General features: G+C 48.0%; 19 protein-coding genes. 5 read left to right on the top strand and 14 right to left on the bottom strand.

Features of this window, described 5'->3' with window-relative positions:
- Positions 1 to 12: 12 nt before the first annotated feature.
- The 5 genes from FC652_RS02350 to FC652_RS02370 form a co-directional block, all read right to left on the bottom strand.
- On the bottom strand, positions 13 to 636 hold the full coding sequence (locus FC652_RS02350) for a CDP-alcohol phosphatidyltransferase family protein (protein ID WP_011080685.1): 624 nt from the start codon (positions 634 to 636) through the stop codon (positions 13 to 15).
- Complete coding sequence (locus FC652_RS02355; protein ID WP_072603047.1) at positions 626 to 1,276, bottom strand: ATP-binding cassette domain-containing protein; 651 nt, start codon at positions 1,274 to 1,276, stop codon at positions 626 to 628. Before FC652_RS02355 ends, FC652_RS02350 begins: the two co-directional genes overlap by 11 nt.
- On the bottom strand, positions 1,242 to 2,942 hold the full coding sequence (locus FC652_RS02360; protein WP_176297338.1) for an ABC transporter permease: 1,701 nt from the start codon (positions 2,940 to 2,942) through the stop codon (positions 1,242 to 1,244). The genes FC652_RS02355 and FC652_RS02360 overlap by 35 nt, the downstream gene beginning before the upstream one ends.
- Before the next feature lie 38 nt (positions 2,943 to 2,980).
- Positions 2,981 to 4,126 carry an ABC transporter substrate-binding protein gene (locus FC652_RS02365; protein WP_045620140.1) on the bottom strand — a complete coding sequence of 382 codons (1,146 nt, stop codon included), beginning with the start codon at positions 4,124 to 4,126 and terminating at the stop codon, positions 2,981 to 2,983.
- 278 nt (positions 4,127 to 4,404) lie between these two features.
- The gene (locus FC652_RS02370; RefSeq protein ID WP_011080681.1) at positions 4,405 to 4,851 is read right to left on the bottom strand and encodes an META domain-containing protein; all 447 of its coding nucleotides are present in this window, start codon (positions 4,849 to 4,851) and stop codon (positions 4,405 to 4,407) included.
- Positions 4,852 to 5,047: 196 nt separating this feature from the next.
- On the opposite strand from FC652_RS02370, the gene FC652_RS02375 reads away from it, so the two are divergent.
- Complete coding sequence (locus tag FC652_RS02375; protein ID WP_011080680.1) at positions 5,048 to 5,296, top strand: DUF1289 domain-containing protein; 249 nt, start codon at positions 5,048 to 5,050, stop codon at positions 5,294 to 5,296.
- Between the two features lie 61 nt (positions 5,297 to 5,357).
- Here the strand turns inward: FC652_RS02375 and FC652_RS02380 are convergent, their stop codons facing one another.
- Positions 5,358 to 5,579: a hypothetical protein gene (locus FC652_RS02380; RefSeq protein ID WP_013571984.1), complete on the bottom strand. Its 222-nt coding sequence runs from the start codon at positions 5,577 to 5,579 to the stop codon at positions 5,358 to 5,360.
- Between the two features lie 695 nt (positions 5,580 to 6,274).
- Here FC652_RS02380 and FC652_RS02385 point away from each other — a divergent pair.
- Complete coding sequence (locus FC652_RS02385; RefSeq protein ID WP_176297339.1) at positions 6,275 to 7,867, top strand: diguanylate cyclase; 1,593 nt, start codon at positions 6,275 to 6,277, stop codon at positions 7,865 to 7,867.
- Between the two features lie 14 nt (positions 7,868 to 7,881).
- Here the strand turns inward: FC652_RS02385 and FC652_RS02390 are convergent, their stop codons facing one another.
- The 7 genes from FC652_RS02390 to FC652_RS02420 all read right to left on the bottom strand — a co-directional run bounded on the left by FC652_RS02390 (position 7,882) and on the right by FC652_RS02420 (position 16,009).
- On the bottom strand, positions 7,882 to 9,195 hold the full coding sequence (locus FC652_RS02390) for a DUF1501 domain-containing protein (protein WP_176297340.1): 1,314 nt from the start codon (positions 9,193 to 9,195) through the stop codon (positions 7,882 to 7,884).
- The gene (locus FC652_RS02395; protein ID WP_176297341.1) at positions 9,189 to 10,817 is read right to left on the bottom strand and encodes a DUF1800 family protein; all 1,629 of its coding nucleotides are present in this window, start codon (positions 10,815 to 10,817) and stop codon (positions 9,189 to 9,191) included. Before FC652_RS02395 ends, FC652_RS02390 begins: the two co-directional genes overlap by 7 nt.
- A 508-nt stretch (positions 10,818 to 11,325) precedes the next feature.
- Positions 11,326 to 11,604 carry a 50S ribosomal protein L25 gene (gene rplY / locus FC652_RS02400; RefSeq protein WP_011080674.1) on the bottom strand — a complete coding sequence of 93 codons (279 nt, stop codon included), beginning with the start codon at positions 11,602 to 11,604 and terminating at the stop codon, positions 11,326 to 11,328.
- Between the two features lie 180 nt (positions 11,605 to 11,784).
- Positions 11,785 to 13,134: an ATP-binding protein gene (locus FC652_RS02405; RefSeq protein WP_039553386.1), complete on the bottom strand. Its 1,350-nt coding sequence runs from the start codon at positions 13,132 to 13,134 to the stop codon at positions 11,785 to 11,787.
- Complete coding sequence (locus FC652_RS02410) at positions 13,124 to 13,783, bottom strand: response regulator transcription factor (RefSeq protein WP_011080672.1); 660 nt, start codon at positions 13,781 to 13,783, stop codon at positions 13,124 to 13,126. Before FC652_RS02410 ends, FC652_RS02405 begins: the two co-directional genes overlap by 11 nt.
- A gap of 11 nt (positions 13,784 to 13,794) precedes the next feature.
- Entirely contained in the window at positions 13,795 to 14,184 is a 390-nt protein-coding gene (locus FC652_RS02415; RefSeq protein ID WP_176297342.1) for a PepSY domain-containing protein, read from the bottom strand.
- Positions 14,185 to 14,266: 82 nt separating this feature from the next.
- On the bottom strand, positions 14,267 to 16,009 hold the full coding sequence (locus FC652_RS02420; RefSeq protein ID WP_045597821.1) for a DEAD/DEAH box helicase: 1,743 nt from the start codon (positions 16,007 to 16,009) through the stop codon (positions 14,267 to 14,269).
- Positions 16,010 to 16,082: 73 nt separating this feature from the next.
- Here FC652_RS02420 and rsuA point away from each other — a divergent pair, with 73 nt between their 5' ends.
- The 3 genes from rsuA (at position 16,083) to FC652_RS02435 (ending at position 18,884) form a co-directional block, all read left to right on the top strand.
- Positions 16,083 to 16,784, top strand: a complete 702-nt coding sequence (rsuA, locus tag FC652_RS02425) for a 16S rRNA pseudouridine(516) synthase RsuA (RefSeq protein WP_011080669.1) — start codon at positions 16,083 to 16,085, stop codon at positions 16,782 to 16,784.
- A 238-nt stretch (positions 16,785 to 17,022) separates the two neighbouring features.
- Positions 17,023 to 18,225 carry a Bcr/CflA family multidrug efflux MFS transporter gene (locus FC652_RS02430; protein WP_013571975.1) on the top strand — a complete coding sequence of 401 codons (1,203 nt, stop codon included), beginning with the start codon at positions 17,023 to 17,025 and terminating at the stop codon, positions 18,223 to 18,225.
- Entirely contained in the window at positions 18,225 to 18,884 is a 660-nt protein-coding gene (locus tag FC652_RS02435) for a DUF2913 family protein (RefSeq protein ID WP_017422197.1), read from the top strand. Before FC652_RS02430 ends, FC652_RS02435 begins: the two co-directional genes overlap by 1 nt.
- A 28-nt stretch (positions 18,885 to 18,912) precedes the next feature.
- Here FC652_RS02435 and FC652_RS02440 read toward each other — a convergent pair whose 3' ends face one another.
- Entirely contained in the window at positions 18,913 to 20,403 is a 1,491-nt protein-coding gene (locus tag FC652_RS02440) for a DUF2867 domain-containing protein (protein WP_176297343.1), read from the bottom strand.
- Between the last annotated feature and the right edge of the window lie 100 nt (positions 20,404 to 20,503).

The following is a 20,503-nucleotide window of genomic DNA, read 5'->3' on the forward strand; positions in this document are numbered from 1 at the left end:
GATCAATTTGTCTTATTCCTCTTCATCAACCTGATTGAGGGTATGAAAGCCAGAGTAGATACGTGTCCCTGTCGTGAACCAACATGCCGCACCGAAGAGGTAAGCAAGTGTCGCGAAAGAGTGTGGGAAGAGGCAGAACAACACAAAACAGGCAATGGTTTCTGTGCCTTCGGTCAGACCACTCATGTAATAAAGTGATTTGTTCTGATAAACCGGGTTATCAATGCCCCGTTTACCCGCCATCACCGCGAAAGCGAGAAAACTGCTGCCTGTTCCAATGAAAGAGAAAATCAAAAACGCGCCAGCAATGGCGTTTTGTTCTGGGTTGGCCAAGACAAAACCAAAAGGAACGAGCGAGTAGAAGAGAAAGTCCAAGCTGATGTCGAGAAAACCACCGGCGTCGGTGATCCCTTGGAGGCGTGCTAACGCCCCATCAAGCCCATCGCAGACTCGATTTAAAACAATAAAAGCCAATGCCAGCAGGTATTGCTCTGCCATTAGGGCGGGAAGGGCAAAACAGCCTAAGACAAAACCGAGTACGGTGATCTGATTAGCGGTGACACCATAATGGTTGAGCACTTGGGCACTTTGCGTCAGCGGCCAACGTATCACTTTAATGCTAAATCTATCTAACATGGCACTGCTCCCAAGGCCAATGCAGCACTCGACTTCCCGGCGGCACGTCATCAATATCGTGGGTCACCATCAGTGCTGGGATATTGGCCTGTTGCAGTTGGCTGATTACCCAGTCGCGAAATTGCACTCTCAGTTCCTTATCCAGTTTACTAAATGGCTCGTCGAGCAGCGCCATTTGTGGTTTGGCTAATAGCATTCGTATCAAGCTGACCCGCGCCCGTTGTCCCCCGGAAATTTGCTCTGGATAAGAGTCGGCTAACTCAGACAACGCGATTTTGTCGAGAGCATTGATAGCCTGTGCTTTTCGCTCCGTCCCTTTGATGTCGTTGGGCAGTGCAAACGCTAAATTTTGCCAAATATTCAAATGAGGAAAGAGCATATCATCTTGAAACAAAATACCCACCTGACGCTGGTGGGGGGCCAAAGGTGCGAGATCACGCTGGTTAAGCGAAAGCGTGCCTGAGTATTCAAATTCGTCACTCAAATGACCAGCGATAAGGCTCAATAATGTGGATTTTCCGCAGCCACTTGGGCCCATTAAGCTAACAATCTCACCGGCGTCAATCGTTAAATTGATGTCGGAAAACAGCGTCTCGCCCGAGCGTTTATGGATGGCGAGGTTTTCGAGACAAAACGTCATGAGTTTTAGTATCCTTAACGCTAGCGTGATGGCGGCGCGTTTGCAAATGTCCAATAAAGAGGGCAATAGAAAAGAAAACGAATGGCAGTATCGCTTGCCACAATGCATAAATGGCAGTCACGCGACGATCTGAGCCGCTCGAGAGCGCCACCGCTTCGGTGGTAATGGTGGTGATGCGGCCCGCACCGAGGATCAGCGTTGGTAAATATTGTGCAAGACTCACGCTTGCCCCGACTGCCCAAGCATACAAAATAGCCGGCATCAGAATGGGCATCTTGATGCGAATAAAGACCCAAATCGGTGCTTTACCAAGACTGAGCGCGGCGCGCGTGTAGTTGTGGTTGTAGCTGCGCCAAGGGCCATCCAAAGCCAAATAAACAAGCGGAAACGCAAAAAACACGTGTGACCACAATACCCAAAGCGAATAGGCATCGGACGAGAGATAAAGCGTCGCAATTTGCAAGCCAAATAAGATTGAAAGCTGCGGGATCAACATCGGCAAGGTAATCACATAACCTGGAAGATGAATGCGATGCTTATCGCGGTATTCATGTGCCATCAAGGCTAAAAGCACAGTCACGCATGCTGTAGCGAGGGCAAAAAGCAAACTCTGTTCTACGGTTGGCAGTACGTTTTGCCATTCGGCCTGCCAAAAGCGATCACTATAACGGCTGGGTAGAAGATCGGGGAATCGCCAGCGGTGGGCAAAGCTCCAGAGCAACATCAAAGGAAACATGGTCAGTGCCAGTAACGCTGAAAAAGCAAAGAGTGTTTTTCCTGGCAGCGAAAAACCAAATCGACCGGAATACTGCCAGCGACCAAAATAACCCGTGATACTCTTTTCAAACAGTACGATCGCTGCCATAAGCAGACTGGCGACAACAAACAGAACCATCGCAGCTGCGGCAGCTCTTGGTAATAACTCCAACTCAGGATCACTAAACCACTGCCACACCAATACGGCAAACGTGGCAGGATTCGTTGGGCCGAGGATCAAGCTGAGATCAACCACCGCAACGCCATACGCCATTACAGCAAACAGTGGAAAACGCATTTTTTGTAGCCACTGAGGCAGGACTGTTTTCCACCAGAATTGTGCTGGTGAATAGCCCATGGAGGCGGAGACTTGACTGAGCTGAGCCACGTTTAACTGTTGCAAAACCGGCACGCTCATGAGCAACAAAAATGGGATTTCTTTCAGAGCGAGGGCAATGGTCAACCCCAACGCATACGGATCGTTGACAAACCAAGCACTATCGTCCGTTGATAGGCCCACATCCAACGTTTGCGCAGCGACTCGCGCAACCAACCCTGTGGGAGAGAAGAGAAAGGCGAAACCGATAGCAAACGCCACGTGGGGCATCGCAAGCAGCGGAGAGAGTAATGACTCCACTTTTTTCCAATGGCGGTTTTGCCACAAGGCTTGCAAGATTGCGAAAGTAAACAAGCAAGCCAAGTAGGTACTGAAAAGAGCGCTAAACACCGTCAAAGCGATGGATTTTTCCACGCCAGTCCAAGTGAATACCGCCTCAAATCCGACCGAAGACAATTGGTGCAAGCCAACGGGAGGAATATAACCAAAAGACGAGAGCAACACGCCGAATAAGCCCGGAATAACGGGGGCAATGCATACTAAAATCAGTATCAAATAAGCGGCTCTAAACATCGTGCTCTCGTTTGCCTTTGCTCTTGGTTGTGGTCGAATTAATTGCCGTAACGCTTTTGCCATTCGGCTTCAAGCGCGGTTTGCCAGCTTGGATGTGGCTCAGCAACCGATTTAAATAGGCGCGTATTTTTAGCGCTGCCGGTGAGATACTGATTCTCCAATACAGAGGGATCACCCCAAATCGACAGATCGCCTTTGCGTGACTGCGCTTCTGGACTGAGCAGGAAGTTGATGGTGACCAGCGCCCCTTCCGTTGCGTTTGCATTCCAAGGAATGGCGAGGAAATGAATGTTCGATAGCGCACCTTTGCTCATGGCAAATGTCTTGGTTGATTCAGCTAGCGTGCCATTCGCTTGAGCGGAGTAAACCGCATTTGGGTTAAAGGTGATGGCTAAATCCAACTGGCCGTCATCCAATAGTTGAAAAGACTCAGCGCTGTCCGTTGGGAATTGTTTTCCCTGACGCCAAGCAACACGGTGAAACTCATCCAAATATTGCCAAAGTGGCTTAGTGATGAGTTGAAACTCTTGCTCGTTGACCGGTTTCGCTAATGCTGGGTCGTTATCCGTTAGCTCAATGAGCACCGCTTTCAAAAAACTGGTGCCGTGAAACTGAGGAGGGCGTGGGTAGCTGACGCGATTCGGGTACGCCTTTGCATAGCTCAGCATTTCTGAAAACGAACTGGGCGGATTGTTAAGTGTTTTTTCATCATGAATAAACACCAATTGGCCCACGCCCCATGGCGCTTCGAGCCCCAGAGTGGGTTCTGAAAAGTCGCTGTCTACTGGCAGCGCCTTATTGACGTATTGCCAGCTTGGAAGCTGTTCAACAAAAGGTCCGTAAAGTAGGTCATTGTTCTTCATGGACTTGAAGTTTTCACCGTTGATCCAAACCATATCAACACTTCCGCCTTGGTTTTTCCCCGCTGCTTTTTCTGCGATGAGTCGAGTGGTGGTTTCAGCAATATCGGTGACTTTGACGTGCTTAAGCGTGACACCATAGCGAGTTTTCAGTTCGCCTCCAGCCCAACGAAGATAGTCATTGATCTCTTGGCTACCGCCCCATGCATGGAAAAAGACCGTTTGTCCTTGTGCTTTTTCTTCGATTTGTTGCCAAGAGGGTGTGGTAGCAAAAACGCTGGCAGAGAGTAGCGCGCCAGTCAGTAGTGTTGTCAGCCGTTTCATAACATTCCTTTCATGTTGAGCTTTATGTGTTGCAACCAGAGACCGTGCTTGTCTCGGTTTTCTTTCATTATGAATGAAAAAATTGAATTTATTGAAATGTTTACGAGTTTTGTGTGCAAGTTGTTCAGTTTTTGATGGTTCTATGAACAGGTGCGGAGAAAGAAAGTGAAAGCCCCATGATGCAAGACGAGAGAATACAGGAGGGGAAGTGAGGTATAGAGTCGCGAGATAATAAAAAGGACCGCGAAAAGCGGCCCTAAAAAATCGATCAAACTGGACTAGTTTTTCCAATCTTTTAATGTGAATGTGAGCGTGTGGTTACTGTTTTTCAACACTAGGCTGTCTTTAGTAAGGGTGATATCACTCCAGTCAGACAAGGTTTGAGAAACGGCTTGCTCAGTGTTCATCGCGTCATCGATACACATCTTCATGGTCATGCCCATTTTTTCAATGCGGAACTGGTTATCTTTCAGCTCGGCTTGGCCAAAGAAGTTATTACAACCCGCGTTACCATTGGCCATCATGTTTTCACCCACTTCAAGACGAGGGGCTTGCTGATGTTCGTTGATTGTAATGGCATTGCCATCAATGCTGACGAGTTCCCAATTATGGTGCTGTAAATCTTGAGCTGTTAATTGTTTCACGTTGTCACCATTACTTACACACGCAGTTACTAGGATAGGCATTGAGATAGCAGCAAGTAGTGTTTTTGAACTAAGCTTCATTATATTAACTCCGAATTTAGGGAACGTGGGAAGTATAGTTAATCGAACACTGTATTTGTCAGAATACGGTCATAGTTTCGTATGAAAATTTGTCGTTTAAAGCAACCATGGTCATGTTTTTATTAGAGAATGCTTTCTTAGCTCATGGAGATACGATTAGAGTGAACAGTGAAAGCGATAAGCAGCAGGAGGCGGTATGGAACAATTGGAGTTTTTCACTGTACCCAGCCCTTGTGTGGGGGTTTGCAGTGTGGATGACAAAGGTTATTGCAATGGATGCATGCGTAAACGTGAAGAGCGTTTTAACTGGCTAAACATGACACCAAGTGAACAGCTGCACGTGATTAAACTCTGTCGTCAGCGTTATCGTCGTAAGCTTGCACAAGGTAAAGATCCATCAAGCACAAAAGAAGAAGTACAAAGCCCACAGCAAGATTTATTTTAACTCTCCCTAGCACACATTTGAGATGTGTTGACTAAGGAGAGCCAAATGCATTCGTTGATGACTATTTTAGCCCCCACTTATCGTTTACCCACCCCCCGGCATGCTCATCAAAATGGCAACCGACAAATTTATGATTTTGTTCAACGTCATGCGTTGAATGCGTTTTGTCTGTCATCAGTTGATAGATGTAATTCGCCATAGGGTCGTTACTGGTTTGCAGCTCTCGTCTTGTCACCACTTCTCTTATGAGCTGTAGACGATAGGATTTGCTGGCTCGTTTCATATTTCTAACCTCCGTGAATACATAGCAGCAGTGTTTAAGACGTAACACCTGCTCCCATTCGTGCTCAAGTGGCACAAAACCTCTGGAGGCTATTCACCACAATAGCCAAGCGATTAACACATTTTTTCAGAGCAGATAGACACGCCATCGGTCTCTTTGCTGACATCGAAGAGACTGTAACGTTACCGAGTTACCCAACGATCATATTATGGCGTAGGCATCAGCGGCATTGATCAAATTTAGAAGTGGAGTGTAGGCGCGTCAATACTGATTTGGTTATTTTTTGTTCATTTTTTGGTTTTGAGTTTTTCTAACATTTTGCAAGGAAAAAAGAGTCTTAAGACTTGTTTGTAAACAGAAAAATTCCTACCAAAGAGAATGCAAAAACCTGACACATCACGATAGGGCATTGATTAACAAGGTTAGGCTGCTAACTCACTTATCATGAAATAACATTGAGTTTCTAGTGGCACATTCATTACCAAGAAGTAAGATTTCGGTATCAAACACAACGAAATATGGGACGTAGTACTAGGAGTATCGACGTTTTGTTTTCCAGGGCGAATTAAATCATTTATCTTATAAATGGATAGGGAATCTATAGAAGTTGGTTGGCGCAGTTGAGAGCAAGTTTTGTTGCTAAGCGTTGGTGGCAACAGGCTTGTTGGTATTCTTGCTTTTGATATGGATTGATTATGTTTGTGCTGCAACCTTCTCTACGTTCCATCTTATTATCGGTGATGCTGCTTGTTTCTGTGGTGCCGATTGTTTTTTTTTCTTACTGGGCGGTTGATCGTGCGCTGGATAGAGAGTATCAAGCCGTCAATGAAAAGCATTTGTTGCTCGCTAAAAACCTGAGCGCCGCTTTGGAGCGCTACAGCGTAGACGTACTTGCGGTGTTTAATGCTGTCACTGAAGAGCTTGAGAGTGGAGCGATCACCGTTCAACAGATAAAACTGCTCAAACAACTCAACTTACATACTTTAGGGCAGTACAAAAAAGAGGCAGCAAATCCGGAAATCATTTTTGGTGATGCTGCTTTTTTACCGGAACGTCTCGAATTCCGAGCCAGCCTATTCACTCAGGTCTCATCGGTTTTTTCTCAAAGTCTACCCATGCCCACCCTCTATCTCTACCGCGAAGATAAATACGGTCGAGTTTGGGTGGCGGCGATGGCGAATGAGTATGTTGCTCAGCTTCAAGAGGCGGTGAGTTTTGGCGAGAAAGGGCATGCCGCTATTGTCGATAGCACCGGAAGCGTCTTGGCTCATCCGAGCAAAGAGTGGCAAGCTCAGGCGAAAAATATTGCCAAAATCAGTGTGGTAAAACGGATGTTAAGAGGTGAAACCGGCGTGGAGCGCTTTTATTCACCGGCAATGAAGGCAGATATGATTGCTGGGTTTACTGTGACGCCGACGTTAGGCTGGGGCATTATGATCCCTCAACCCGTGAGTGAATTAGATGCTGCAATCAACGATTTTAAAAAAGTGACGTTGGTGGTGGCCATCGCCTGTTTTGTCATCTGCTTTATCTTAAGTTGGCAGCTCTCGGGTCTGCTAATGCGGCCAATAAGAAAACTCACCAAACAAATTCAAGGAATGACGGTGAGCCACATCTCTCATTTGGAAACCATCGAAGGTTTTACTGGAATTAAAGAGACTCAAGCGTTGGTGGAAAGCTTCAATCTCATGGCTAATGAAGTGAATCGCGGCCGAAAAGAGCTCGAATTTAGAGTCTTAGAAAGAACCAAAGAGCTGAAATCGGCAGAGCGTTTCGCGCGTCATCTCGCATCACATGATGCTGTCACGGATTTGCCGAATCGTACTGCCGTGACACAAGCGATAGCAAAATTCTTGGAGCGTAAGCAGCCGTTTTCACTGTTATTTATTGACCTTGATGGCTTCAAAGCTGTCAATGATGAGTATGGTCACCAAACAGGCGATCTTCTTTTGAAAGCGGTCGCTCAGCGGTTACTGGATACTTTGGGTCAGGAGGATATGGCGGCTCGTTATGCCGGAGATGAGTTTATCGTTTTGTTGAAGAATCAATCGACGCAAGAAGCGACCCAAATCGCTCAAGCACTGCTTGAGACGATTGCGATACCAGTGATTGTTGAGCGCAAAGCCCTCGTCATTGGCGCAAGTATTGGATTAGTGACGGTTGACGTCGAGACGACGTCAACCAATGTGGATAGCCTCATTCACGAGGCGGATATCGCCATGTACCAAGCAAAATCCGCAGGCAAGGGAAGAGTTGTCCAAGTGCAAAAAGCCAATGAAAGCAACTGATCATCCGCAAGACATCATCCAGCAAGGAATCCTAAATCTTTTTGCGCAAAATGCTTGAGGTTGGGGAATACGTCGAGCAATTGCTGCTCAGTTTGAATACCCATCCACTTTGCCACCGTTGCACCGATTTGTTCGACGGAGGTGGTTGGAATCATTCGGCCGCGATTAAAATCGTTTTCCCCATCAAGGATGAGGGAAGGCCATTGGCCATAAATCCGACCAGATTGCAGAGCGCCACCCATGACCCAGTGATTGCTTGCCCAACCGTGATCCGTTCCCGAGCCATTGCTGGCAAGCCTTCGGCCAAAATCGGACATTGTCATGGTAGTGACTTGATTGGCGATCCCGGCGTTTTCAAGCGAAGTGTTAAAGGCGTCGAGGGATTGGCTTAGCTCAGCCAACAAGGTTTGATGGGCGACCAATTGGTTAGCATGGGTGTCGTATCCACCCATGCCAACGAAATACACTTGTCTTTGATGCCCCAGTTGTTCACTGGATTTGATCAATCTTGCCACGGTATGAAGCTGTTGGCTCAATCGGTTATCTGGGAAGTGTGGCTCCTCAGGAGAGGACTCTAGCGCGGCTGAAAGCTGATCTCGAATAGTAATAGAATCGCTCTTCACCTGATCAAAAGCTTGTGCAAATAGGCTGTCGGGTTGCAGCGCCAAAACTTGGTTAAAGCTTTGTTTCCTCAACGTATTGTTGTTTGCCCATAAAGTGGGCATGCCATCTGGGTTGATCAGGTTCGCGCGCTGCTTCTCACCATTCAGCCACTGCACATAGCCGTTGATGCTGAACGTTGGGCTCACTTCTAACTGCCCATTGGAAAGCACATCCATCATTCTGCCTGCCCAACCTAACGTGGAGGAACTGCCCGCCCAACCCCTTTGCCATTCAGCTTGTTGCGAGTTGTGTGAAAAAAGAAAAGGCGGTAGAGCGCGAGTGCCATTGAGAAGCTCTGCTTTGGTTGTGGGTTCTACGAGTACCCCACTGTTGACAATGGGAATCGCTTTACCGCGGTTAACTAATGCTTGCAGTTCACTCATGGCAGGGTGAAGCCCCAAAGAGAGCGTTGAACCTGTGGCCAATGTCAGCGGCAACAGCGATTCTTTAGCTAACGCAATGTCAGGCCGAGCGCGGGCATATTCATCGTAATGGGCATCACTGGTCGGAACCAACATATTAAAGCCATCATTGCCACCAAATAAAAACACGCACACAAGCGCTTTATAATCATTGGTGGGTAGAGCGAAGCTGGGTTTGCTGCCCATCATCGATACCAAAGGTGTGGCGGCGAGAGCAGAGATAAATTGTCGACGAGTCACCATGCGTTGCTTACCTCGGTGTGAAATTCCTGACTGTTCAAAATGATATGCAGCGCATTACGCACTTTGGTGTTTTGTTGGTGCTCTTTGAGCTGATTTAAGTTCTGCTCAATGATGAGCGCAAGTTCTGGGCTGATTTGCTCGGAGAGAAAGCGTCGGCTCAGCTCGGCAATCAGCGCGGGATGATCATTCGCGAGCGCTTCTAACGGGGCGAGATTAACGACAATTTTCTTTGGGTTTTCTTCTGAATCGTATTGACTGTTTCCAGTAGCAGACCACATCTGGTTACTGATATTAATGAAGTTGTTCCAGCTTAGAATCTGAAATTCTGGCGCTACTAGGCCTTTTTCCTTCATTTGCGCATTTGGCGCGTAGTCCGGCGAGAAGAAATTGAACACACTCGGAGAAGAGAGAGGCGCTTGGCCAAAGGCGAAAAACGTACCATTGCTGTTGTGGTAACGTCCGGTTGGGTCGGCACTTTTGGCTTCGAGCGCACGGTAAAGATTGGCCATTGAAATCAGCGGCTCTTTCAAGCGCTCTGTTGGGCCATTGAGTGCTTCTGGGTCGAGCAAAATAGCTTGGATGACGGCTTTGAGATCGCCTCGTATGCCGTTGCCATTGTCATTAAAGGCCAAAGCCACACGTTCAACATACCGAGGGGACGGGTTGGACGTGACTAGCCTTTGGATAAGTAGGCGAGCGATGAATGGACCGGTATTGGGGTGGTTGGTCAACATTGCCATCGCTTGAGCCATATCTTGTTCAATGCTTTGCCCAGCAGGGAAGCGCTCACCCATGACGAACTTCTCATCGCTATCGTGTTTGTCCGCATAAGGTGCCATGGCTTGAAACCAATCTCCCTGCTTACTGGTCCAACTGCCATTACTTTTGTCCGCCAAGTGCCAACCGGTAAAGACTCGCGCTAAGTTTTCGATGTCATCTTGTGAATAAGTCGGGAGCAGGGCCCCGTTATTGAGTAAAGGGGTGCCATCTTGGTTGAGTTGGTACAGACCTATGCTAAATAGCTGCATCACTTCGCGCGCGTAGTTCTCATCGGGGAAGCGGTTCTTTTGTGGATCGGCGTGCTGGTTTGCCATCATCGAAAGGTAGTCGCCCATTACGGGATGGCGAGTTACCGCTTCCAGCAGATCACGATAATTGCCAAAAGCGTGTTCCAACAGCATATCGTAATAGTGTGTGAGCTCTTGCGCACGGCCATTGAGGCTGGCGCCATAACGTGACACAACAAAGATCTCACTCAAGGCAAAAGCGACTCGCTGGCGCAGTTGATCAGGAGCATGATTCACCTGATGCCACCAGACTGCAACGCGATCTGATTGAGTGGGCGTGTCGCTCTCAATCACATAACTTTGTAAGAGCGGAAGATGGAATGAGGGAGGCATAGAAAATTGCTGATCCAACCAAGCTTGGTAGCCAACTGACGCCATTTGTTGATAACTATTTGGGGTTGGGCCAAAGGTCGCTCGATAAAGCAAATCGTAGCGTTGGTTCGGTTCTAGACGGCTGGGTTCTGCCGGGGATGAGTTGCTGCTGTCACTGCCGCATCCCGATAACAGAGCACCCAAAAGAGTGACGGGTAGAATGCGTATTTGCCAAAAATTCATAGATTCCTTTCCTACTTGCTGGCGCAGTGCTATCGGCCCAAAAAGCTCACCCTCGAAAGCGTTTCTCGTGATGTTTGTCGAGGGAGGATTATTGGCTGCCGAACTGTCACACCAAGTAGTTTGTATATAAACGGTGATAGAGTAAAAAATTGAGCGGAAAGTAGCAGAAAGCGTGCGGTAATTAAAAGCGTCGATCAGGATTAATGTGCTGTTGCTTCAAGTTGCGTCGAAGCTGATTACAGAGAATGCGAGAGAAAATGCAAAGGCAGTGCAAATTATAGAATGAAAAGGAGTAAGCCTTTTGGATGGTTTGCGTTTTGACGGTGCTTCTTAAAGAAGGCAGCGATGTGGGAGAGAGTATAAACGTAGGAAAGGGCATAAAACGGTGAAACCCCAGAGGTGGTAAGTCTCTGGGGTTTCGAATTTTTTAGATTGTTCGGATGGTAAGGCCGAGAATCTTATATATGCAAAAGGTTGGATTAAATCCGATTAATTCCCTGGTAAGGAATTAGATACGGATGAAGTCCATGTGCTCAACTTTTGGCTTGAACGCGTGACGTTGAACGTCTTGTGGCTTAACCTTAACTTCTTCGCCGCCGATCACTAGAGTGATTGCTTCGTAGAATTCAGGCTTGTCCATTTGGTTTACGATGTCATCGTGGTTTAGTGCTACTGCAACTGGTGCTGCTTCACCACCGTAAACAACTGCTGGGAATTGGCCAGCAAGACGTAGGCGGCGGCTCGCACCTTTACCTAGTTCAGTACGTACTACTGCTTCAAATTTCATAGTTTTACTCTCAAATTAGTAAAAGTTAATTTCATACTCTGTAATGCGACCTTACAGAAGTAAGTATGGCTTCAACGGGAAGTTTCCTGTCAAAGCGAGCGCGGATACTACCACTCAACCGTGCTTTGAGCAACTGATATTCCGCCAAAAGCGCTGTTTTATAGTGGTTTCTTATCGTCGCTAACCCTTTGCTGCCAGCTTAAGGGTTAAATTGGCGCGTAAACCGCCAAGTTGGCTGCGTTCTAGCGTAAGATCGCCGCGATAGCTGTAGGCCATTTCCGCCACAATATTCAGTCCTAGGCCGGTACCTGGCGTGGTCTCATCAAGGCGAACACCCCGTTTCAGCACCTGAGTAAGGTGTTCCTCAGCGATTCCTGGCCCGTTATCTTCGATGATGAGCGTAAGCTGGTCGTCGCTTGTTAGTGTGCTATGGACTCGAATTTGGCTGCGTGCCCATTTGTAGCTGTTTTCAAGTAAGTTACCCAGCATCTCGTCAAGATCGCTTTGATCGACGGCTACCTCCAGTTCACTGTCCAGTTCGTTGATAAGCAATAGATCTCGCTCGGCATAGACTTTATCGAACGCTATGGAAATGGCATCGACACGCTCAGAAGGGTTGGATTTCACCGAAAGAATATTCATCGAGCCGGCCATTCGAGCACGACCAAGATGGTAATCAATATGCTGCTGAATCTGTTCAACCGGTGGTAAGAGCTTGTGGCTTGATTCGATATCCAATTGGCTGATTTCGTTACGCAAAACAGATAGCGGTGTTTTTAAGGAGTGAGATAAGTTGCCCGCATGGTTACGAGCACGTTGCAACAACTCTTGATAATGGAAGAGCAGGGCATTGAGATCATCGATCAGCGGCGATACTTCCGCTGGATAACTGGCTTCGAGCTGTTGTTGGCTACCGGCTCTTAGCGCTTTGAGCTCGCGTTGTAATTTCCCTAATGGTCGGAATGACCAAGCGATTTGCAAACCAATCACGGTCATGACGCCAACAAAGAGCAGACCGAGAATCATCCACAGTTGTCCAGTTAAATGGTCCAAGGTGGATTTCATCGGCGCTTCATCCATGCCAATCACAATGTGGACGGGTTTCACGTACTCAGGGAGAAATACATCCTGCTCTAACACAATTAAACGTTCATTTTTCGCCCCAAGCACCGTTTTTCGTATGGGACCTTGCTTGATTTGAATCGTGCGATCCCAAAGAGAGCGAGAGCGCAGAGTTTGGTTGTTGATGGTTGCCGTCCAATATAGGCCGCTGTATGGCTGACTGAAACGAGGGTCAGAAAGTCGTGATGAAAGAACAATGCTACCATTCTTACCGGCTTCGAGGTTGGCCGAAATTTCATCTAGCGCCAAGCGCAGTTGGCTTTCCACATCAGTGACTAAATACTCTTTAACCAGCTTGGGAATCCCGACACCGGCAGCGATGATCATTGCGGTCACCCACAGGCAAGCCGCCAAAAACAGGCGGCTTTTTAAGCTGAGGTGCTTGAACAGCGGTCGCTTAGTTGGCATTGAGCTGATATCCAAGGCCGCGAACGGTTTTAATGATATTGGGTGCGATCTTCTTACGAATGCGTCCAATGAAGACTTCAATGGTATTGGAATCACGGTCGAAGTCTTGCTTGTAGATGTGTTCCACCAGCTCAGTACGTGAAATCACTTTATCGGCGTTATGCACAAAATAGGCAACCACTTTGTATTCCAGTGCGGTCAAACTCACCGCCTGACCCTGCCACATCACTTTTGACGTACGTGTGTCCAAGCTCAGGTCTCCGATTTGCATTACCGGTGACGCGTTACCGGAGGCTCGGCGCAATTGGGCGCGAATACGAGCGATCAGTTCAACCATTTCAAACGGTTTGGTTAAGTAATCATCGGCACCTGCGTTTAAGCCTTCCACGCGTTGAGTAAGGGTATCTCGCGCACTTAAAATAACCACTGGTGTGTTGATGTTTTCGTCACGAATGCCTTTTAGTACGGTTAATCCGTCTAGCTTCGGTAGGCCCAGATCCAGCACTATTGCATCCCACTCTTCTGACGTCGCACGGTACAAAGCATCGATTCCATCTTGAGAAAGCTCAGGCACCCAGCCCGTTTTTTCGAGGGATTCAATAATCTGTTCGCCCAAACGAGGGTCATCTTCCACTACCAAAATTTTCATATGATCTTTCTCTATTTCTTGATGACGTCGTGTAAATTTCGACCTTTTATCTCAATGAGTTCCAAGGTGGTGGCGTTGTACTCCACTTTGATGATGTGATTATCATGGACCAATTTTAACTCATAGATCCATTCGTCATCATCTTCTTCTAACTCGACTTTGATCAGGCGACCATTGAGTTGTTTGTCGACGGTAGAATAAAGTTCAGAAAAAGGCTTGATCAACCCTTGCTGCACAGCTTGGTATACTTCGTTCTGATCTTCATCAAACTCGATTGCCGTGCCTTCTTTGTAGACGTCCTGTACAAGTCTGTGGCCATCTTGCTCAAGGTTTTGCGCTATGGCGGGCGCAACAAGGAGAGAAGAGAATAAAAGAGCGCAAGTGAGCTTACTATTTAACATGTTCTTACCTTGGTAAAGAGTGTGAGCCGAGTATAAATGAATAAAGATGAATCGAAAGTGAACCTTGTCTCTCCGAATCAGGCTAGCGCTCTTGCAGTTCATCTTCGAAAATTTTATCGCGCATCTTCCAAAAACGGCCACTTTTACGGGCGATGACAAATTGTGGCGGTCGGAATCGATGCTGGTGAGCCACAACTTTGGTTGGCGAGGCCTCTTCGAAAGGACGATGTTTGTCTGCCAAGTGAGGTCGCACAAACTGATTCTTAAACAGCAATTTCTGTTTGGCGGTGGTTAAAGGCCAAAATTCATGCACTTGGGCTTGATTATCGCCGAGATAGCTGACTTTTAGCTGCGATTTGCCTTCAGGATTTTTATGCACACTCAACACCATCTCAAGGCATTCAAACACTAACGCATCTTTGAGATTTAACGCCTCTTTGAGCTTTTTATCTGGGTCCACTAAAGTGGCATCGCATTCGTGGCAGATGCGCGCTGCAATGTCATTATCAGCGCCACATTCACCGCAATATTTAGCGCGAAAGCGATAACCACAATGCTCTCGCTCTCCACTCTCTTCGTCAGTGAAATACCCTTGGCAGCGTCGGCCAAAGTGCTCTAACAAAAAGCCATTGCTGTCGAGCTTGCCCCAAAAGTTGTTATTAAAGCCGCAAGCAGGGCAGGGAATGGTGATGATCTCACTGTTTGAGTCTGGTTTGGGATCGCCGACTTCTGGTTGATAAAGGTCATAGCTGTTGCCCGCGTAGTCGAGCACTAAACATTCTTCTTTGCCGGGGGAGAGCCTCAAACCACGCCCTACAATTTGTTGATAAAGGCTGATGGACTCGGTAGGGCGCAGAATCGCAATCAGATCAACATGGGGCGCATCAAAACCGGTTGTGAGCACCGAGACGTTGACCAAAAACTTGATTTCACGCGCTTTGAAGCGACGGATGATCTCATCTCGTTCTGGTGTCGGCGTGTCACCAATGACGATAGCGCTGTCATCTACGGGCAATAAGCCGTGGATCTCTTGGGCATGACGCACCGTGGCTGCAAAAATCATCACACCCTGCTTGGTTTGGGCGAGATGAAGGATTTGCTCAACGATCTGCGGTGTCGCACGCTTGGCTTTATCGATCACCATATCCAGCTCTGCTTCTTTATAGCGGCCTGTGTTAGCGGGTTTCAACTGTGAAAAATCATACGCCAAGACGGGGGCGTCCATCATTCTGGCTGGGGTAAGAAAGCCTTCATCGAGCAAATAGCGAATGGGTAATTCAAAAATACAATCGCGGAAAAATCGCGCGTCTTCACTGCGAACTTGGCCGCGAGTGTGATACTGGTAAATCCAGCCGATGCCTAAGCGATAAGGCGTGGCCGTTAGGCCGAGGATTTTGATCCCCGGATTGAGTTCCGTTAAATGGCTAATGACTTTTTGATAGCTGCTGCTTTTTTCTTCCGGTACTCGGTGGCATTCATCGATTACCAGCAGAGAGAATTGATTACGAAACTGCTCTAAGTTTCGGACGACCGATTGGACAGAGGCGAAAACCACCTGATGTTGGGTTTCCTTTCGTCCTAATCCTGCCGAAAAAATCGAACCTTGTAAGCCATATCCCTCATATTTCGCGTGATTTTGTTCAACCAGCTCTTTTACATGTGCCAGCACCAATACGCGTCCTTTCGCCAATCGTGCCAATTCGGCAATCACTAAACTTTTGCCCGCCCCAGTTGGCAGTACAATGACTGCCGGCGTGGAATGGCGGCGAAAATAATGCACAACGGCTTTGACTGAGTCGGCTTGATAAGGTCTGAGGGTGTACATGGAAACGATGAAATCACTCAACTATTCTTTGTGAGCTCGCTATAATACCCGACCTTAACCAGATGAGGTATTCATGCGTTTAGATAAATTTCTTTGCGATGCGCTTGGCGCGACGCGAAAAGAGGCCACTAAGATTCTAAAAAGTGGTGAAGTGACTGTTAACGAACAAGTGCAAAAAAGCGGTGCGGTAAAAGTAACGGAAGAGTGTGTGGTTGAATGGCAAGGGCGCGAGCTGGCTATGCAAGGACCGCGTTACATTATGCTTTACAAGCCTGAAGGTTTTGTCTGCTCGCATGAAGATGGTTTTAACCACACTGCGTTTGTTTTATTAGACGAAGTAAAAATGGATGAGCTTCATTTTGCAGGTCGTTTGGATGTGGATACCACGGGCTTGGTGTTGATCACCGACGACGGTAAGTGGTCACACCGTATTACTTCGCCTAAGCATAAATGCGACAAAACTTACCGTGTTTGGTTGGCGGACCCGATTGGCAGTGATTATGCAGAAAAACTGGCCGAAGGCGTACAATTGCGTAACGAAAAGGAGCTAACGCTTCCAGCGCAGATGACCATCGTCAATGCGGATGAAAACGAAGTGCTGCTGACTATCCATGAGGGCAAATACCATCAAGTGAAACGCATGTTCGCGGCATTGGGTAACAAAGTTGAGCAATTACATCGTGAGCGTATTGGCGCGATCGAACTGGATGAAAGTCTTGAGCCGGGAGAATACCGTTACCTCACTCAGGAAGAAATAGACTCTGTTTGGAAATGATTTAGTTCCTATACGGAACTAGTGTTTCTGCCTAATCTGTATCACAATAGTTCAGCCTGCTGACATTTCTTTAACCTCTTCACGCAGGCTGCTATGGCATCACGCCATCATTTCCCTCCCAGAATTTCTAGCAGAAAGGACAACGGCCAACGTTTGGCAAACTGTTGTGGAACATGGGCAACGAGATTGTATTGCGACCGGAGTGTTGCGACGCAATCGCAACCAAAACGGAGCATTAATGACCAATCAATCTCAAGCCGTTAGCCAATCACAAATTAGTCTCTTTTTGTTTGCTGTACTCGGTGCCATCGGTGCGTTGACACCCTTGGCCATCGACATGTATCTACCAGCGATGCCGACCATAGCACGCGATTTGGGCGTCGATGCCGGTGCGGTGCAGTTTACTTTAACCGCTTATACCGCAGGTTTTGCGCTCGGCCAGCTGATTCATGGTCCACTGGCAGACAGTTTTGGTCGACGTCCGGTTTTGTTGCTTGGGGTGCTCTTTTTTGGCCTAGCGGCGGTGGTCAGTGCCACGACCAATGGCATTGATGCGTTAACGTATGTACGCACCGCGCAAGGCTTTGCGGGTGCCGCGGCTGCGGTGATCATTCAAGCCGTGGTTCGCGATATGTTTGATCGCGAGGACTTTGCGCGTGCGATGTCGTTCGTCACATTGGTGATCACTATTGCACCCCTTGTCGCGCCAATGATCGGTGGGCACCTAGCCATTTGGTTTGGCTGGCGTTCAATTTTCTGGGTGCTGGCGTTTTTTGCCGTTATCGTGATCGCCCTTGTCTGGTGGCAAATACCAGAAACACTCAAGGTAGAAAACCGACAGCCACTGCGCTTCAAAACGACCATGCGTAACTACTTAAAGTTATGCTGTAACAAAACAGCGATGGGGTTGATTCTGTCTGGCGCGTTCTCTTTCTCCGGAATGTTTGCTTTTTTAACCGCAGGCTCGTTTGTCTATATTGATATTTATGGTATTTCACCCGATCAGTTTGGCTATTTGTTTGGCTTGAACATCGTTGCGATGATCATCATGACCAGCCTAAATGGCCGAATGGTGAAGAAAGTGGGGTCGCATTTCATGTTGCGTTTGGGTTTGACTGTTCAATTGATCGCCGGTCTTGGTCTATTTGTCAGTTGGCTACTAGACCTTGGGCTATGGGGCACGGTACCATTCGTGGTTCTATTTATCGGCACACTTTCTACCATCGGCAGTAACGCAATGGCGCTATTGCTTTCTGGCTACCCTAATATGGCAGGGACGGCGTCTTCTCTGGCGGGTACATTGCGTTTTGGCACTGGCTCTCTAGTTGGTGCTTTGGTTGCGATACTGCCATCAGGAGTGACTTGGCCTATGGTGCTAGTGATGTCTGCGTGCTCTGTGCTTTCAGCACTGTTTTATTGGATTTTCGGACGAAAAGCATAATGTCGAACTACACAAGTGAAATTCAGCGCTTAGTGAATACCGCACTCGCTGAGCTGGCTGCGGAACATCAATCGGGCAAATTGGTCGACGCACCGATTGCCAACAACCACTTTTTGGTACGTTGGGTGACCAAAGCGCTGAAAGGTCAGCGTTTCGACCGTTGTGTTGTCGCGGACTTAACTCGCTGGCAAAAAGCAGGACGATCGAAAGGAAATGACGCGGCGCTGTTGCCAACGTTCCAACGTATTTCTGCGTTTTATGCTTCGTTCTTTGCCCAAGAGGGCGCACCAAAAGCGATTACCGACAAACAGATCGAAGCTTTTCTCGATGAAATGGAAAACGCGGGCTGGGAAGTGTCGACTTCAGATCCGATTGTCGGCTGTGGCAAAGTGCAGATTTTCACGGAAGGACAGAACTCTTTGGCACTGTGCGCGCAGCAGTGCGAAAACTGTTTTGACGGCGAGCTATTAGTGAAACCGATGAGCTGGTTTGTTCGCGGTCACCATGCCGGTTTCGTTGAGAAAGCGAGCGCGGCTGGGTTTATGGTTCACAAGGTGACGGACTATAAATCTAACGTCAAATATCATGGTGAATATTTGGTGTTCCCGAGCAACCTCGGTAACCAATTGGCGGAGATCCCGCTGAGCTTTACTTGCTAGTGGTTAGGCAGACACTTCAGAGAAGGCGCTAATGGTTTAGCGCCTTTTTTACGATCGCTTTCACCATGCCATTAAAAATAAACAGGTGAGCAGGCATCATGGCGAACCAGTAAAGTAGGCCCGGAAAACCTTGTGGATGCCACCACGCGGTGACATTGAGCTCCCGATAATGGCCATGATCGTGGATGGTAAACTCGAGTCGACCTAAGCCTGGCCCCTTCATGCCGAAAAACAGCGAAAGAAATTGCTGCTTTTCACAGCGAATCACTTTCCAAGAATCGATATAGTCGCCCACTTTTAGCTCAGGGCCGGCTGGAGAGCGGCGAACAGGCCGAGAGCCGCCAAATAGCACATCGAGCCATTCGCGGGTGCGCCATAAGATATCGGCGAAAAAGTACCCCTCTTCACGGCTGCCAATTTTTTGCACCCATGTCCAAAGTGACTCTGTGCTTGCTTGGGTGCGAATGCTTGCTCCTGCCTGTTTGGCGTAGTAACCGTAGCCTGGCTGCCAACGTTGAAGTGCGGTTGGATCAAATCCCCAAACATTGCTCCTCACGAAAGTACCTTCATTTTCAACCGCTTGAGCCACAGCCTCTTGGTAACGAATCAGTGGTTGAGGGTATTTTTCTCGTATTGCTTGGGAGTTAGCAATGTAGTCGTGCTCTAAGCCTGCCAAAAGGGCTTTGCCGATATTGGAGGGCACCGAAGTGATTAGCCCAAGCCAATGAGAGGCAAGCCTCGGCGTGAGTAACGCAGAGCTGACCAAGCGGAACGGGATCTTGGTGACTTGGCAAATGGTGCGAAATTGATCTCGGTAGGAGAGGGTATCGGGTCCACCGACTTCGTAAGTGTGATGCTGCTCTGGTGTTTCCTCCGCTAGACGCAACAAGTAATGATTCAAATTGTCGAGTGCTATCGGATTGGCTTTTGAGTCGACCCATTTGGGCGTGATCAGAATGGGTAAGTGGTAAACAAAATCGCGCATAATTTCGAAAGCCGCAGAGCCGGGGCCGATAATGACGCCCGCGCGTAGCTCGGTGACGGGGATATTGGCTTTACGAATCACATCCCCAGTCATTTTTCTCGCCAGTAAATGCTGCGAGCAGCCCGATTGCGGTTGGATGGCACTGAGATAAATAACGTGCTTAACATCGCTGTCCACAAGTGCTTGATAGAAATGATCGGCAAGCGATAACTCGTAGTCGACAAAGTCGTGTCCATGGGCCATGCCGTGGACAAGGAAGTAAATGAGCTCAAATTGGGGGATCAGTGCCTGGGTTTGTTCTTGATCGGCCAGATCCAGGTAGTGAAAGTTCAGAGAAGGGTGGGGCAGCACTCGCGCTCGCAAATGATCTATGTGCCTTGCCGCCGCCGTGACCTGATAACCTTGCTCAAGAAGCTGCGGGATCAACTGTGAACCCACGTAGCCAGAGGCCCCTAACACCAGCACTTTTTTCATTCCGTTTTCCTTAACGAGTAATGCTCCTGTCTGAATATTTTCATGTTGTCGCATTTTCATTGTCGACTCAAGCGCTTGCTGTCTATTTTGTCGGTAAGTGATTTAAAAAGGAGAGCTTTTGATTCAAGGCAAAGGAAACCCGAAATAGCGTGATGTAGGG

This window comes from Vibrio sp. 05-20-BW147 (assembly GCF_013369385.1).
Classification (GTDB): domain Bacteria; phylum Pseudomonadota; class Gammaproteobacteria; order Enterobacterales; family Vibrionaceae; genus Vibrio; species Vibrio floridensis.